The sequence below is a fragment of the Dyella marensis genome, assembly GCF_049532885.1.
GTDB classification, from domain to species: domain Bacteria; phylum Pseudomonadota; class Gammaproteobacteria; order Xanthomonadales; family Rhodanobacteraceae; genus Dyella_D; species Dyella_D marensis.
This window is the reverse complement of the sequence record NZ_CP064029.1, coordinates 4,441,557-4,457,064: the sequence shown is the minus strand read 5'-3', so window position 1 is coordinate 4,457,064 and position 15,508 is coordinate 4,441,557. Positions and strand designations below refer to the sequence as shown.

Here is a 15,508-nt window from a genome sequence, read left to right as displayed (position 1 = left end):
GGCGCACCTCCATGATCCTGCAGCGCTTCCTCCGCCGGCATTACCGTTCGCTCGCGGGCGCGGCGCTGCTGTCCTGCGCCAGCGCCGGCTGCACGGTGGCCTTGCTGTCGCATATCAACCGGCTGGCATCGGAAGGCCTGCACGGAGCGATGGCGCATCCGCTGGCGGCAGGCGTGTGCTGGCTGCTGGCGCTGCTGGCGGCCAATGCCTTGTCGCAGCTGCTGCTGGCGCGGCTGGGCGCCGCGCTGGTAGCGCAGTTGCGCACGGAGCTGGCGCGGCGTTTTATCGATCTCGAGTACGAAAAGCTGGCCGACCAGAAACACACCGTATTCGGCTCGCTGATCGACGACGTCGCCAACATCGCACCGCTCGCCCTGGTGGCGCCGCTGCTGGCCTACAACCTGTTGCTCGCGGTGTTGTATGCGGGCTATCTCGCCACGGTGTCGCCGCCGTTGCTGGGCATGCTCGGCGTTTTCCTTTGCGCGAGCTTCGCCGCTTCGCTGCTGCTGGCGCGGGTGATGCGCGGCAAGCTGGACGAGCTGCGGCGCGCCAACGAGAAGGTGTTCGAGTATTTCCGCTTCATCAGCGACGGCAAGAAGGAGATGACGCTGAACGAGGCGCGCGCCGGGCACTTCACGCGCGAGCTGATGAATCCGGCGATCGGCCGCGCGCGCGGCCTGATGCTGCGCGCGCATGCGGGGCTGGGGCTCAACGAAGCCTGGTCGATGGCGGTGCTGTACGGCTCGATCTTCCTGATCGTGTATCTGGGCTACGCCTCGCTGGGGCTGACGCAGAACACCATCATCCGCTTCGTCATCGGCGCGGTATTTCTCGGCGGGCCGGTGGGTTTTCTGGTGAGTGCGGGGCGGCAGCTGGCCGTCGGCGCGGCCAGCCTGCGGCATCTGGAGCGGGTGGGACTGGATCCGGGCGGAGCGTTCGATGAACCGCCGTCGCGCGCGCCAGCACCGGCCGCGCTGGAGAGCTGGCGCGAGATCCGCCTTGAGAATGTCTGCTATCGGTATCCGGGTCACACCGGCACCCGACCGACGGTCGGTCCGATCGATCTCACGCTGGCTCGCGGCGAGATGGTGTTTATCGTGGGCGGCAACGGCAGCGGCAAGTCCACGCTGCTGCTCCTGCTCAGCTCCCTGATCGCACCGGGCGAGGGCCGCGTCAGCATCGACGGTGCACCGGTCGGGCAGGATCCGCGCGCCTATCGCGAACGCTTTACCGGCGTGTTCGGCGATTTCTTCCTGTTTCCGCATGTGCTGGATGCACAGGGCAACCCGCTGCCGGATGCGCGCATCGAGCAACTGCTCGACGTGCTGGACCTGGGCGAACACGTACAGACGCGCGATGGCCAGCTGTCCCGCCTGGCTCTGTCCACCGGCCAGCGCAAACGCCTGGCCCTGCTGCAGTGCTATGCCGAAGACCGCGATATTTTTTTCTTCGACGAATGGGCCGCCGACCAGGACGTGCATTTCCGCGATTACTTCTACCGCAGCCTGCTGCCGGCCCTGAAGGCGGCCGGCAAGACGGTGATCGCGATCAGCCACGACGACCGCTATTTCCATGTGGCCGACCGGGTGATCGCGCTGGACCTGGGCCAGATCGTCTCCGATACGCGCCCCGCGGCGCCCCGGAGCGCACTGGCCTAGCCGCTTGCGGCGGCCCGGATGCCGCAGGCCGTGTCCCGGCTCACTCGCGCGCACCCCGCACCTGCTGCTAATGTCTGCGCCCGAACCGGGGCCCGCCAGCCGCCCCCGGGGGGAGCAGGGACGCGGTTCAAGCCAGAGGGATGGCTTTCCAGGTCGATCCGGCCGGATCGGACGGGGCCCGAGGGGCCCATGCGTTCACCACTCCCGCCCAGGCGACGGCGGCACCGGTATGGGTGCCTCACAGGCGCATTTCACACTTACTAGGGATAGGTCTTCATGCGTCATCTGCTTCTTACCGCGTCGCTGGGCGCCGCCTTGGCCGCCTGCTCGTTCTCCGCCCATGCCGGCAATGCGGACCCGAACAACTTCTTCATCAACGCCAGCGCCGGCATGTCGCACTCCAACGTCGACGGCCTGACCGACAAGAACAGCTGGGGCTACGGCCTGAACTTCGGCTACCGCTGGCAGGACACCTGGGGCATCGAGGCCGGCTACGTCGACCTGGGCAAGCCGGAAGCCAAGGGCTTCTATTACGGCTACCCCTACGACCTGAAGCTGCACGTCAACGGCTTCACGCTCGGCGGCAACGGCCGCTGGCGCCTGTCCGACACTTGGCACGTCACCGCGCGCCTGGGTGCGTTCTTCTCCAAGTCCAAGGTCACCGCCAGCGGCGGCCTGCAGGGCGAGGATTCGGACAACGACGTCAACGTCTATGTCGGCGCCGGCATTGCCTACGACGTCAGCCCGAACTTCAGCCTGGGCCTGAACATCGATCGCTACCAGGCCAAGGCCAAGCGCTTCATCACGGGCACCAACAGCCCGCTCATGGCGTCGGCGACGCTGGAGTGGCGCTTCGGCCAGTAATGGCCTTGGCTGAAGCGCCGCTTCAGCGGATGTCCCGAGCCGGGTGAGCGATTCCCCGGCTCTTTTTTTGCAAGGATCGCTGGTGTTTTGCCATCGGATGATCTGAACTTGCACGCGGTCAATGCAGCGATACCTCGGTCATGTGGATCAATCTTCTGCTGGTCATGCTGCTGCTGCTGTTTATCGTCATCTACCGTGTCTGCGGATGGGGCGGGAACGGCTCATTGGATCTGCTGGAAATGTCATTCGAGAGCCAGCAGGCCATGGTCCACGGCAAGCCGATGCCGGCTTCGGACCTGCGGGTCGTCCATCGCTGGCGCCCCAGCTGCATGACCAGCCGCTGGGGCGATGTCCTGATGATCGATGTGAACTGGCTCTGCCGGAGCCCCGAGGGCCTGTTCGTCCTGGGCATCGCGCAGGGCGGCGATGACGGAACCACGCCCAGCCTTTACCCGCATAAGCTGTTCCCGCGGGATATCCGCTGGGTATGGCGCAGCCTTTCCGAAGACCGGGTCCGGCAGATGCTGACGCCGACGCCGCGGATTTACCGCAAGGTCTTTGGAGTCCCGGCTCCCGGGCGTTGAGGCAGGTCCGGCGCCAAACCGGATATTCTTGGCGGCCTTGTCCAGCGGGAAATACGCCGTGCCGCATTATTCCGGTCCATTGCTGACGCTCCCGGCGGCGGAAGCGCTCAAGCAGGCGCACGCGGCGGGTGCGGGCACCTGGACCGGCTCGCTCGATCTCGGGCGTTCGAACGGCACGGCCTCGCTCCAGCCCGACGGCTGGCTCTGGAAAGACCAGCACTACCCGTACCCCGGCAAGATCAAGGACCGCACCATCTATTACTGGGACGGCGACGAGTTCGCGCCCGTCTCCCGTTTCTCCGCTTCGCTGATCAAGCTGGTGCCCACCGAATGGGGCGCGCCCACGTTCGAGATCGACGGCATCAAGATGCTGCCCACCTCGAAGGAATCGCCGGTGGACGATGCGCGCCGCAAGGTGGCGCTGGTGGAGCCGCGCGGCAAGGCGGTGCTGGATACCTGCGGCGGGCTGGGTTATTTCGCGGCCTGCTGCCTGGACGCGGGCGTGGGGCGGATCCAGTCGTTCGAAAAGAACCCCGACGTGCTGTGGCTGCGCACACTCAACCCGTGGTCGCCGGATCCGGATGCGCCGGCGGCGGGCGGGCGCCTGCAGCTTGCGCAGGCGGATGTCTCGCAGGCGATCGCCGCGGTGGCCGATGCCTCGGTGGACGCGGTGCTGCACGATCCCCCGCGCTTCGGCATCGCAGGCGAGCTTTATTCGCGGGCCTTCTACGACCAGCTGGCCCGCGTGATCCGCCGCGGCGGCCGGATGTTCCATTACACCGGCAGCCCGAACAAGCTGACCAGCGACCGCGATGTGCCGCGCGAAGTGGCGCGCAGATTGGAGAAGGCGGGGTTCAGGGCGGAGTTGGCGCTGGATGGCGTGCTGGCGGTGCGGCGCTGAGGCTGCGGTGCGGACAGTGCGCGGGATGCCGCGCAGGTAAGCGGTGCTAAAGTTCTCCGCCTCACCCGACCCCCGCGGAGCGCACCACGCCATGACCACCCCCTATCCGATCGGCACGCCCGGCACCCCTTGGGGTCCCGCGGAAAAGGCGGCATGGCTGGCGCGCCAGGTGAAGCACCGCAGCTACGCGGACGAAGTGCAGAGCAAGATCGACGCGCTGCGTGCGCGTTTCGACGTGACCGAATACGGCCGCCTGGACTATGCCGGCGAAAGCTATCCGCTGCTGGCGATCAGGAGCCGCGGCTGGCGCGAGGATCTGCCTATCGTGCTGGTCACCGGCGGCGTGCATGGCTACGAAACCAGCGGCGTGCATGGCGCGCTGCAGTTTGTCGACCTGCACGCAGCCGATTACGAGGGGCGCGCCAATCTGCTGATCGCGCCGTGCATCAGCCCCTGGGCTTATGAGCGCATCCATCGCTGGAATCCCGACGCGATCGATCCCAACCGTTCCTTCCGCGAGAACAGCCCGGCAGGCGAATCCGCGGCGCTGATGCGGCTGGTGGCTCCCTATCGCGATCGCGTGCTGATGCATATCGACCTGCACGAAACCACCGACACCGATGAGAGCGAATTCCGCCCCGCGCTGGCGGCGCGCGACGGCAAGCCGTCCGAGCCGGGCGAGATTCCGGATGGTTTCTATCTGGTCGACGACAGCGAGAACCCCCAGCCGGCGTTCCAGCAGGCGGTGATCGAGGCGGTGGCGAAGGTGACGCATATCGCGCCGGCGGATGCCAAGGGCGAGATCATCGGTTCGGAAGTGGTGGCGCCCGGTGTGATCCGCTATCCGCTGCGCAAGCTTGGGCTGTGCGCGGGCGTGACCTCGGCGCATTACACGACCACCACCGAGGTCTACCCGGACAGCCCGCGCGCCACACCCGAACAGTGCAATGCGGCACAGGCGGCGGCGGTCTGCGCGGCAGTAGATTTCGCGCTGGCTCACCCATAGGGCCCCGCGCTTCTTCACGGAGTGAAGTTCATGAATGTCGAAGCTACCCAGGCGATCAACCGCGAACTGAACCGGGACGAGCGCCTGCTGTGGTCCGGCCGGCCCAGCCAGGGCCTGCTGCTGCGCGGCTCGGACCTGATGATGATTCCCTTCAGCCTGCTGTGGGCGGGCTTCGCCTTCTTCTGGGAATACAACGTGGTCAGCTCCGGCAAGGCACCGCTGTTCTTCATGCTGTGGGGCGTGCCCTTCGTGCTGATGGGCCTGTACGTCACGGTCGGGCGTTTCTTCGTCGACAGCTACCAGCGAGGGCGCACGTTCTACGGGCTGACCACCGAGCGGGTGGTGATCGTGTCCGGCATCTTCAACCGCAAGGTGGAAAGCTTGTCGCTGCGCAATCTGCCGGAAATCACGCTGTCGGAGCGCTCCAACGGCAACGGCAGCGTGGAGTTCGGCGGCAAGGCAGTGTCGCAATTCATGCGCGGCTTCTACTGGCCCGGCGCCACGCGCCAGCTACCGCCGACCTTCGACCTGATCGAGAACGCCCGCCAGGTCTACAACCAGGTGCGCGAGGCGCAGCGGCAGGCGGCCTGAGGCCGCTTTCAGTCGCCGCGTAAGTTACTGCGAAGCGCGAGCAATGAAGGCAGCAAGGTCTCGGGCTCGCGCAGCGACCGCCGCGCCGCGCCGACCGCCTGGCGTATCCGGCCGGGCGTGGCGCCTTGGTCGATAAGAGCCCGCGCCGGTTCGCCGCAATCGAGCAAGGTGTCGGCCCAATCGGCCGGGTGCAGGGTGCGCCGGCGCAGCAGCAGGCGCGCGGCGCGGAAGGGAGGGGCCACTTCTTCCACGCGGTCGAGCGCGGTATTGAAGCGCGTTGCGCTGCGCTGTTCCGTGGCCGGATCCAGCGCGTCGCTCAAGGCCGCCAAGGCGTCGGCGAGCCGGCGCCGCAGCACGTCGGTGGAGCGCACGGGCAGCACGAACCAGGCGGCGGCGATGCCGATGATCGCGCCCAGCACGATCTCCTCCATGCGCAGCCACAGCAGGCCCACCGGTTCGCTGTCGCCGAAACCTTGCAGCAGCGCCAGCGCCACGGTGACGAACAAGGCCCACCACGCGTAGCCGAACGGGCGCAGCCACACGCCAAGGAACAGCGCGGCAAGGATCAGGATAGCGCTGCTGCGATGGTCGATGCCCACATGCTGGCCCAGGCCCAGCGCGATCGCCGTGCCGGCCGCGGCGCCCAGCACGCGCATGCCGCTCTTGTAGACCACGTCGAGCCGTCCGCGATTGCCGCTGTTGACGATGAACGCGGTGAGCACGATCCAGCCCCAGCGCTCGTGGAAAAAAAGAAAGCCGACCACGAACGCAACCGTCAGGGCGACACCCATCTGAATCGCCATGCGCGTGCTGGCGGCGAGCCCGGGCTTGTCCGGCGCGGCGGGTTCGGCGGCCGGCGCGTCTTCGGTGTCGACTGGCGGACGTATGCGCAGCCAGCGCACCAGCAGATGAAAAACCGTCACCCAGAACAGCGCCAGCAGCGCCACCACGATCGGCACCAGCCATACCGGCAACACGCCGCTCGCCGCGGCCGGCCCTAGATGCGGCACCGTCAGCAGCACCACGAAGGGTAAGGCGATCAGGCTGCCGGCGCGGCGCGCCATCGGGCCGAAGCGGCGCAGCCAGATCGATACGAACATGCCGGCCACGAACACCGCCGCGCCCACCCATGGCAGGTGCCGCAACAGCAGCCCCACGCCCAAGGCGGCGATGCCAACCACCGGCAGCACCACCGCGGCTTCCAGCCGTCCGCGCAGGTCGCGGTCAAGCTGGCTGCGTGACAGCGAAATGCACAGCACCACGGCGAGCGTGGCCGCGCCGGCCCCGGGTGCGATGGCCAGCGCGCACAGCATGGTGGCGAGGGCCGCCAGCAAGGTGGCCGTGGCTTCGGCCAGCGCTCGCCCAAGCGCGGACGGGCTCGGGATGCGGTCGCGTGTTCTTGCGAAAACGGAGCGTGACATGGGCATCGGCGGTTGGGCGGTGCGCCATCCTAATCGCTGTGCCGAAGGACGGCGCATGCCGTTGGGCATCGCCGTCCCTGTCGCCGGTCAAGCCGGCTGGGCTAGCGCATCCAGTTCGGCCATCGTCGACGCGGACAGCGCAAGCTGCGCGGCCTGCAGGTTTTCATGCAGGTGCTTGACCGACGAGGTGCCCGGAATCAGCAGGATATTCGGCGAGCGATGCAGCAGCCACGCCAGCGCCACCTGCATCGGCGTGGCATTGAGCGCGGCGGCGATGCGCGAAAGCTCGCCCGACTGGATCGGGCTGAAGCCGCCGAGCGGGAAGAACGGCACGTAGGCAATGCCTTCCCGTGCGAGTTCGTCGACCAGCGCGTCGTCCTGGCGATGTACCAGGTTGTAGTGGTTCTGCACGCAGACGATCGGCGCGATGCCGCGCGCTTCCGCCACCTGCGCCGCGGTGACGTTGCTCAGGCCGATATGCCGTATCAGGCCCTGGCGCTGCAGCCCGGCCAGCGCGGTGACCTGTCGTGCGATCGAACCTTCGCTCGGCGCATGGGTAGCGCCGAGGATGCGCATATTGACCACGTCCAGCCTGTCGAGACCGAGGTTGCGCAGGTTGTCGTGCACGGCGCGTTCGAGGTCATCCGGCTCCTGCGCCGGCAGCCACGACGCATCGGCGCCGCGGACCGCGCCGACCTTGGTGACCAGCAGCAGGCGCTCCGGATACGGATACAGGGCCTCGCGGATGATCTGGTTGGTGACGTGCGGGCCGTAGAAGTCGCTGGTGTCGATATGGTCGACGCCGACGGCCACGGCTTCGCGCAGCACGGCGACGGCGGCGGCGCGGTCCTTGGGCGGGCCGAACACGCCGGGGCCGGCGAGCTGCATGGCGCCGTAGCCCATGCGATTGATGCTGCGGCCGGCGAAGGAATAAGCGAGCGGGGACATGGCGGTTGCCTCATCAGTGGGTGCGGTGGGCACTATGAGGAAAGCCGGCCTGGCGGATAATCCGGTTCCATGTGCACGGGCTGTGCGAAGGACTGAACAATGGCCGAGATCAACGATCTCATGGCGTTCGTGTCGGTGGTGCGGGCCGGCGGCTTCCGCGACGCGGCGCGTACGGGCGAGCTGTCGGCTTCCGGCCTGAGCACCGCGGTGCGGCGCCTGGAAACCAAGCTGGGCGTGCGCCTGCTCCATCGCACCACGCGCAGCGTGGCGCCGACCGAGGCCGGCCAGCGCCTGATCGAGCGGCTGGCGCCGGCGCTCAGCGAAATGGAAGCGGCGCTGGACGTGCTCAACGTCTTCCGCGACAAGCCGAGCGGCACGCTGCGGCTCAACGTGCCGGCGGGCGTCGCGCGCACCGTGCTGCCGCCGCTGGTGGCCGGCTTCATGCGCGAGTATCCCGAGATCCGCGTGGACGTGGTGGTCGAGGACAGTTTCGTCGACGTGCTGTCCGCCGGCTGCGATGCCGGTGTCCGCTACGACGAGCGGCTGGAGCAGGACATGATCGCGGTGCCGCTGGGGCCGCGCGTGGAGCGCTTCGCCACGGCCGCGGCGCCGGCCTATCTGGATGCCCGCGGCAGGCCTAAGCATCCGCGCGACCTGCTCGCCCATGCCTGCCTGCGTGGACGCTTCGCCAGCGGTGCGATGCCGCTATGGGAATTCGAACGCGAGGGCGAAGTGGTGCGCGTCGACCCGTCCGGTCCGCTGGTGGTGAGTCTCGGCGGGGCGATAGACCTGAAGATTCATGCCGCGGTGGCGGGGCTGGGTGTCATCCATCTGTACGAGGAGATGCTGCGGCCATATCTGGAGCGCGGCGCGCTGGAGCCGATCCTCGAAGACTGGTGGCAGGCGTTCTCCGGGCCGTTCCTGTATTACCCCGGGCGGCGCCATCTGCCGGCGCCGCTGCGCGCTTTCGTCGATTACGTGAAGGCCGCGGCCCCGGCGTAGGTTGGGGTGAGCGCAAGCGAACCCCAACGTGGCCACACGCGGCGACGTTTGTTGGGGTTCGCTTCGCGCTCACCCCAACCTGCGCCGGGCCTCGGTGTTACAGCTTGAAGTTCATGCTCAAGGTGTACGTGCGGCCGTTCTTGTACGCGTTGTAGGGCTGGCTCGGCGTGCCGTTGTAGACGAAGTACGTTTCGTCCAGCAGGTTGGTGCCATCCAGCTGTAGCCGCACGTGATCGTTGAGCTGGTACGACACCGAGGCATCCAGCTGGCGGAAGCGGCCGGTGATCTGCTGCGATTCCAGCACGCCGATCTGCGTGAAGTACGGCGAGCGGCGGCTGAAGGTGACGCGTGCGCTCCACGGACCCTGCTCGTAGTACGGCGTGAGCGTGAAGGAGTTCTTGGAGTTGTACGGCAGCGGGAAGTTGTTGCTGGTGTCATCGTCCGAGTAGGTGTAGTTCGCCGCCAGGCCGAAGCCGTAGCCGAAGCTGGCCTGATACGTGAGCGACACGCCCTTGACCTTGGCCACGCCCGCGTTCACCGGCGTCACCATCTGGTACACGGCGTTCTGCTGCGCGGTCAGGTCGTAGTAGGTGCGCGCCACGGTGTCGTACAGCACGTAGTCGCTGATGCGGCGGAAGAAGAACTCGGCCGACAGCAGGCTGTTCTCCGCGAAGTACCACTCGGCGGTGGCGTCGTAGTTGGTGGACTTGTACGGCTTGAGGTCGACGTTGCCGGAGGAGCCCGTGTGGGTGCGGTCGTCCAGCGCCACGTACGGGGTCATGTCCTGGTAGCGCGGGCGGGCCAGGGTCTTGGCGGCGGCGAAGCGCAGGGTAAGGTCGTCGCGCACGTCGTAGGCGATGTTGAACGAGGGCAGCCACTCGTTGTAGCGGTTCTTCTGGTCGACCGGCTCGTACTGGTTGTTGGCGATCACGTTGTAGCCGGTGATGCCGTTGCGCGTGTGGATGTAGCGCGCGCCGACATTGCCGCGCCAATCGGTGCCGCCGAAATCGCCCTGGATATAGAAGGCGCGATTCTGCTCGGTGATCGCATAGGTCGCCTTCGGGTCCATCGGCGCGCCGGTGAACAGCGAATTGACGTAGTTCTTCAGGCCGCCCTTATCGATCTGCACCCAGCGCGCCATATTGCCGGCGGGGCTCAGGCCGTCGAGATAATTGCTGCCGGTCATGCCGCCCTGCAGGTTGGCGAGCGTGACGCCGCTGTTGTCGAGCGTGGGAATGCTGGCGGCGTAGTTGGTCTGGCCGTTGAAGTGGTTGCTGCTCTTGACGCCCAGCTCCACCGTATTGAACGGCCCCAGCGCCACGTCGTGGCTGAAATCGGCCTGGAAATAGCGCTCGCGGTCATAGCTGGGCGCGCGGCTGAAGCCGGCGCCGTGGGCGAGCATCTGGCTGGCGTCGGTGGGGTCGGTGTTGTAGTTGATCTGCGGATGCTCGCCGGCCAGGTTCCAGTTATAGCCGCCGTAGCCGCGGAACTGCAGGCTGTAGATGCCCTGCGAGCCGCCCGAGGAATTGGTGTAGCCGATCTGGCTGGACGCATTCCAGCCTTCGCCGTGCCAGTCGGCGCGCAGCTGCAGCGCACCGGTGTTGACCTTGGAGAAGCGCTCGTAGCCGTCCAGGTAGGTGGGCGCGCTGGCGCCGTACGAGCCGCCGGTGGCCACGCCGTTGGCGACGTTGACCGAGGTGGCAGCAGGTGCGCTGCCGGACCAGTCGCCGTAGCGGCTCTGGTTGTAGTTGTCGAACTTCTCGGTGACGTACAGGCCGGTGAGGTTCAGCTCGAACGACTGGTTCGGCTTCCACTGGATGCCGGTGGCCACGCCGTCGCGCTTGCGGTGCTGGGTGAACAGCGCGGTGTTGATCGCGGTGGGGTAGGTGAAGCTGCTGCCCGGCGGCACCACGCTGGCCGGGAACTGGTGATTCGGATCGGTATCGTTCGGGTCGTTGGCGCGCTGGTAGCCGAAGATCTCGGTGCCTTCGCGATGGATGATGCGGTCCGAATGCATCAGCGAGCCGAGCACGCCGAAGGTGCCTTCGTCGTTCTTCCAGCTGTACAGCACCGAGGCGTTCGGCTTGCCCTTGTCAGCGCGGTCGTTATAGCCGTAGCTGACCGTGCCGGTGAGCGTATTGGCCTTCAGGTCCAGCGGGCGGCGCGTGTTGACGATGACCGTGCCGCCGATGCTGCCTTCGTCGATGCGCGCCTGCGGCGTCTTGTACACCTCGGCGGTGCCGATGATTTCCGAGGTGAGCAGGCTGTAGTTGAACGAGCGGCCGTCCGGATGGTTCGGGTCGCTGGTCCAGTTGGTGGAGGCCACGGTCTGGCCGTTGAGCAGCAGGCGGTTCAGTGCCGGATCGGTGCCGAGGATGCTGACCTTGTCGCCCTCGCCGAAGTTGCGGTCCACGCTGATGCCGGGCAGGTGCGACAGCGACTCGGCCACATTGGTGTCGGGGAACTTGCCCACGTCCTCGGCGGAGATCGCGTCGATGATCGAATCGGAATTGCGCTTCAGGTCCAGCGACTTCTGCAGGCTGGCGCGGATGCCGCTGACAGTGACGGTCTCCAGCTGCTTGGCCTGGCCCGGCTGGGTTTGCGGCTGGGTTTGCGGCTTGTTCGGGTCGTTGCTCCGGGCGGGAGCCGTGCCCGCGTCCTGCGCCATCGCCGTGCCGGCGCACAGCAGGGCGGACAGGATGCTGACGGCGAGCGTGCTTCTGCGGTAATCCATGGTCGATGCCTCCGATCGGGGGTTTGTGCCGGGTGTCGGGCACCCGTTCGTTTTCGTGGGGCGAACGAAACCGCACGAGCTCCAGGCTCGTGTGCGTCTGTCCGCCGATTGCTCAGTTCCTGCGCCGCGCTTCTTGTGGCCGGTACGTCAGTCCCCCCGACTGTCGATACCGTCCCGCGGCCGCTCCGTCGAACCACTCCCTTTCCACGGAGGCGTGCCGCGCAGTCTTAGGCGTGCCCGATAACGTTGTCAACGAATTTTTGCCACGATCTAAACGACGGTGGTCAACATCTAAGCTATTGAGTGCCTGAGTCTTTATGGCGCATCGCAAAAATTTGGAGCGTCTAATTTGAATCGATTCAAGCAGGGCGCCGATGTGCGCGTTTTGCAGTGCACACATGACTCGTTCTTAAAGCTGTGCCGGGGAGTTTTGTCCGGATGGCTGCGGAAGGCATGACGACGTTGTCGCGCCGGCGTCGATGGCCCTTGCCGAGATCAGAGCGTGGGGGCAGGAAACCACGCCCTATTGAGAATCCCATCTGAAGATCAAATCATGTCGCGACGACCGGGAGGAATCATGATGAGCGACAACGGAGGCTCCGGCATTGCGGCGCGCCTGATGCTTGGCGTCATCGTCGCCACCGTAGCGAACGCCTATTACACCGCATGGGATGGGCCATTTCTGGCCTTGGCGCGATGGGTGCTCGCGGCCTTGGTCGTGCTCTGGGTGGTGGCTGGCGCGGCGAGCGATGACGGCGGCGCCAGGAAGGCCGGCCTCTGGGCATTGTTCGGTATCGGCGTGGCGAGTGCCGGCACGATGCTGCTCTTCATGTCAGCCAGCTCGTTTCTTACGGAGAACTGGTACAGCTTGAGCTGACTGGCCGCCGCGCTTACCGCGGCGTACGCAGAATCGAATGCCGCAACGCATCTTCCCGCTGCAGTTCATCCAGCTCGCTGGTCTCCACCGTATCCAGCACCGTATGCCCCGGGCGATGCATGCCGGGATGGTCGGCGCTCTCGGCGGGGTCTGGGACGACGTGCGTTTCGGCGGGAGTCTTGTGAGTCATGGGCGTAGCCGCGTGGGCGGATCCGGACGGGAATCCGGATGATGGGGGCGGGGATGGCGGAAGTCACGTAGCCCGGCCGGCGAAGACGCCACTAGAGTCCGGCGGACGCGTGGGCCGCCCGCGCATCCTAAGGGGAACCACCATGGCAAGGACCACGCTCGCCGCCTGCATCGCCGCGGCCGCCCTCTGGGCCGCCGGCGCGCAGGCCGCGCAGATCGCCCAGGAGCGCCTCGACGAGGCGGCCCGCAAGGAGGGCAAGGCCTTTATCGAGGCCGGCAATGCCGAAGGCCTGTCCATCGCGGTGGTGAAGGACGGCAAGGCCTCGTTCTACGACTTCGGCACCGTCGAGCGCGGCAAGGCACGCGCACCCACCGCCGACACCGTCTACGAGATCGGCTCCATCACCAAGACCTTCGGCAGCCTGCTGCTGGCGCAGGCCGTGCTGGAACACAAGGCGCAGCTGGGCGACGACATGCGCCGCTACCTGCCGTCCGGCGACTATCCCGGCCTGGCCTACGAAGGGCGGCCGGTAACCTTGCAGCAGCTGGTGTCGACCACTTCGGCGCTGCCGGACAACCTGCCGGAGTCGCTGGCGCTTGCGGCCAGGCAGGCCAAGCCGGGCGAGGCTCCGTTCGTGCTCGTGGCAGGACTCAATCGCTACACACCGCCGCAGTTCCTCGCCGATCTGCACGGCGCGAAGCTGCAGCGCGAACCCGGCAAGACGCCGGCGCATTCGAACGTCGCGGCGCAAGTGGTGGGCCTGATCGATGCGAAGCTGCTCGGCAAGCCGTTCGAAACCCTGCTCGCCGAGCGCATCGAGCGCCCGCTCGGCATGGCCAGCGGCACCGACAAGGCGCGCGCCGCGCAGATGGCCGTGGGCTACACCAATGAAGGCCGCGTGTCGCCGGTGTGGGATGCGCCGGTGACGCGCGCTGCGGGTGGCCTCCGCTACAGCTCGCGCGACATGGCGAAGTACGTGGCGCGGCAGCTCGACGAAAGCGATCCGGCGGTGAAGCTCACGCACCAGCCGCAATGGGGCGACCCGGGCGAGTTCGCGATCGGCTTCAACTGGATCATCGACACCACGATCGAGGGCCAGCGCCATTTCGTGCATTCCGGCGGCACCTTCGGCTTCGCCAGCTTCATGGAGGTCTATCCCGGCACCGGCTACGGCGTGGTGCTGCTGGCCAACCGCAGCGCCAACAATACGCAGGGCCAGCTGCAGGTGGCGGCCAACCATATCCGCGACCAGGTGTTCGGCAAGCCGGCCGCGGAGGCGGCGCTGGAGAAGGCATTCGCGGAGCACGGCTATGGCGATGTGGCCGGTACGGTGGCCGAGGTGGCGCGCACCTATCCGGGCCTGCACCTGAGCGAGAACTACCTCAACGGCTGGGGCTACCGGCTGCTGCAACAGGAAAAACGGCCCAAGGATGCGGTGCAGGTGTTCGCCTATAACGTGGCGCAGCATCCACAGAGCTTCAATCCCTACGACAGCCTGGCCGAATGCCAGGAGGCATTGGGCGAGCGCGAACACGCCATCGCCAATTACCGCTTGTCGCTGGAGCGCAACCCGGACAACGAACACGCCAAGACGCGGTTGGCGGAGCTGGCGCCGGCGAAGCCATGATGGCATTGGCAGGGAGCGGCGCTTGTGTTTCGATGGCCGCCGCTCTCCGCTGCCGCTCTCGCCAGGGATTCCCATGATGTTTCGTTCGGCCGCCATGATGGCGGCACTCGTTCTCCTCGCGGCCTGCTCGAATGGCGCCGCGCCTTCTGCTTCGACCCATACAGCCGCACCGGCGCCCGCGGCCACGGCGCCGCCAGTTGCCGCCGCACCCGCCACGCCGCCGGCATATGCGCTGGAAGGCACCGAGGTGCGCGACCTGCCGTCGAAGATCCTTGGGCGCGATTACCAGCTCGACGTCTACCTGCCTGATGGCTACGCCGAACATCCCGAGCGCATCTATCCGGTGGTCTTCGTCACCGACGCGCCCTACGCGTTTCCGCTGATCCGCAGCATCGCCCGGCGCGTCGGCGACCACGGCAACGGCCTGCGCGACTTCATCCTGATCGGCCTTTCCTACGCCAAGGGCGACACGCCGAAGTACAGCCGCAACCGCGACTACACGCCCACGGCGAAGGGCCCGTCCAGCGCCGAGTCCGACATGCCCGGCCGCGCGCCGCTGTACGGCGAGGCGGAAAACTACCGGCGCTTTATCGCCGAAGAAGTGTTTCCCTTCGTCGCCAGCCATTACCGCGCCGACATGCACGACAAGATCTATGCCGGCCATTCCTATGGCGGCCTGCTCGGCGTGCACATGCTGCTGACCGAGCCGGGCATGTTCGAGCACTACATCCTGGGCAGTCCGTCGCTGCAGTTCGACGGCAAGGTGATGTTCGAGCGCGAACGCGCCTATGCGGCCAGCCATAAAGACTTGCCGGCGGATGTGTTCATGGCCCTGGGCGGTTTCGAAACCGTGGATTCAGGCTCCCCCGACAAGCGCTATCACAACACCGTGGACATGGTGCGCAATGCGCAGGCCTTCGAGCGCGTGCTGAAGTCGCGGCATTACCCCGGCCTGCATATCCGCTCGGTGGTGATCGGCGACGAGGACCACCTCACCGTCTTCCCCACGCTGATCACCCGCGGCCTGCAGGCCATGCTGACGCCGCCGCAGGAACCCGCCGCGACCCGGTAACTCCCGCCGCGCCTCCGTTTGCGGCACGATACG

At 66.9% G+C, this 15,508-nt stretch carries 14 protein-coding genes; 10 read left to right on the top strand and 4 right to left on the bottom strand.

Translation table 11 applies throughout. The features are described 5' to 3' along the window. Nucleotides 1-11: 11 nt before the first annotated feature. From ISN75_RS19490 to ISN75_RS19465, 6 genes are all read left to right on the top strand, one after another. Nucleotides 12-1,658: an ATP-binding cassette domain-containing protein gene (locus ISN75_RS19490; RefSeq protein WP_343817698.1), complete on the top strand. Its 1,647-nt coding sequence runs from the start codon at nt 12-14 to the stop codon at nt 1,656-1,658. Between the two features lie 276 nt (nt 1,659-1,934). Continuing rightward, on the top strand, nt 1,935-2,522 hold the full coding sequence (locus tag ISN75_RS19485) for a porin family protein (protein ID WP_167253704.1): 588 nt from the start codon (nt 1,935-1,937) through the stop codon (nt 2,520-2,522). Nucleotides 2,523-2,662: 140 nt separating this feature from the next. Beyond that, nucleotides 2,663-3,106, top strand: a complete 444-nt coding sequence (locus ISN75_RS19480; protein WP_343817695.1) for a hypothetical protein — start codon at nt 2,663-2,665, stop codon at nt 3,104-3,106. Between the two features lie 58 nt (nt 3,107-3,164). Then, nucleotides 3,165-4,007, top strand: a complete 843-nt coding sequence (locus ISN75_RS19475; protein WP_343817693.1) for an SAM-dependent methyltransferase — start codon at nt 3,165-3,167, stop codon at nt 4,005-4,007. Between the two features lie 91 nt (nt 4,008-4,098). Further along, nucleotides 4,099-5,013 carry a M14 family metallocarboxypeptidase gene (locus ISN75_RS19470; RefSeq protein WP_343817691.1) on the top strand — a complete coding sequence of 305 codons (915 nt, stop codon included), beginning with the start codon at nt 4,099-4,101 and terminating at the stop codon, nt 5,011-5,013. A 30-nt stretch (nt 5,014-5,043) separates the two neighbouring features. After that, nucleotides 5,044-5,604 (top strand): hypothetical protein, encoded by a 561-nt coding sequence (locus ISN75_RS19465; protein ID WP_168648229.1) that lies wholly within the window; start codon nt 5,044-5,046, stop codon nt 5,602-5,604. Between the two features lie 8 nt (nt 5,605-5,612). Here the strand turns inward: ISN75_RS19465 and ISN75_RS19460 are convergent, their stop codons facing one another. Both ISN75_RS19460 and ISN75_RS19455 read right to left on the bottom strand, forming a co-directional pair. Beyond that, entirely contained in the window at nt 5,613-7,025 is a 1,413-nt protein-coding gene (locus tag ISN75_RS19460) for an FUSC family protein (RefSeq protein WP_343817689.1), read from the bottom strand. Between the two features lie 87 nt (nt 7,026-7,112). Further along, entirely contained in the window at nt 7,113-7,973 is an 861-nt protein-coding gene (locus ISN75_RS19455; RefSeq protein ID WP_343817687.1) for an aldo/keto reductase family oxidoreductase, read from the bottom strand. A 99-nt stretch (nt 7,974-8,072) separates the two neighbouring features. On the opposite strand from ISN75_RS19455, the gene ISN75_RS19450 reads away from it, so the two are divergent. Further along, complete coding sequence (locus ISN75_RS19450; protein WP_343817685.1) at nt 8,073-8,975, top strand: LysR family transcriptional regulator; 903 nt, start codon at nt 8,073-8,075, stop codon at nt 8,973-8,975. Nucleotides 8,976-9,072: 97 nt separating this feature from the next. Here the strand turns inward: ISN75_RS19450 and ISN75_RS19445 are convergent, their stop codons facing one another. Then, nucleotides 9,073-11,709, bottom strand: a complete 2,637-nt coding sequence (locus ISN75_RS19445; protein WP_343817683.1) for a TonB-dependent receptor — start codon at nt 11,707-11,709, stop codon at nt 9,073-9,075. Between the two features lie 577 nt (nt 11,710-12,286). Between ISN75_RS19445 and ISN75_RS19440 the strand changes: the two genes are divergently transcribed. Beyond that, complete coding sequence (locus ISN75_RS19440; RefSeq protein WP_343817681.1) at nt 12,287-12,586, top strand: hypothetical protein; 300 nt, start codon at nt 12,287-12,289, stop codon at nt 12,584-12,586. 13 nt (nt 12,587-12,599) lie between these two features. Here ISN75_RS19440 and ISN75_RS19435 read toward each other — a convergent pair whose 3' ends face one another. Continuing rightward, nucleotides 12,600-12,776 (bottom strand): hypothetical protein, encoded by a 177-nt coding sequence (locus ISN75_RS19435; protein WP_167253724.1) that lies wholly within the window; start codon nt 12,774-12,776, stop codon nt 12,600-12,602. Between the two features lie 142 nt (nt 12,777-12,918). On the opposite strand from ISN75_RS19435, the gene ISN75_RS19430 reads away from it, so the two are divergent. Together ISN75_RS19430 and ISN75_RS19425 are read left to right on the top strand one after the other, a co-directional pair. After that, complete coding sequence (locus ISN75_RS19430; RefSeq protein ID WP_343817678.1) at nt 12,919-14,403, top strand: serine hydrolase; 1,485 nt, start codon at nt 12,919-12,921, stop codon at nt 14,401-14,403. 73 nt (nt 14,404-14,476) lie between these two features. After that, nucleotides 14,477-15,475, top strand: a complete 999-nt coding sequence (locus tag ISN75_RS19425) for an alpha/beta hydrolase (RefSeq protein ID WP_343817676.1) — start codon at nt 14,477-14,479, stop codon at nt 15,473-15,475. Nucleotides 15,476-15,508 lie beyond the last annotated feature (33 nt).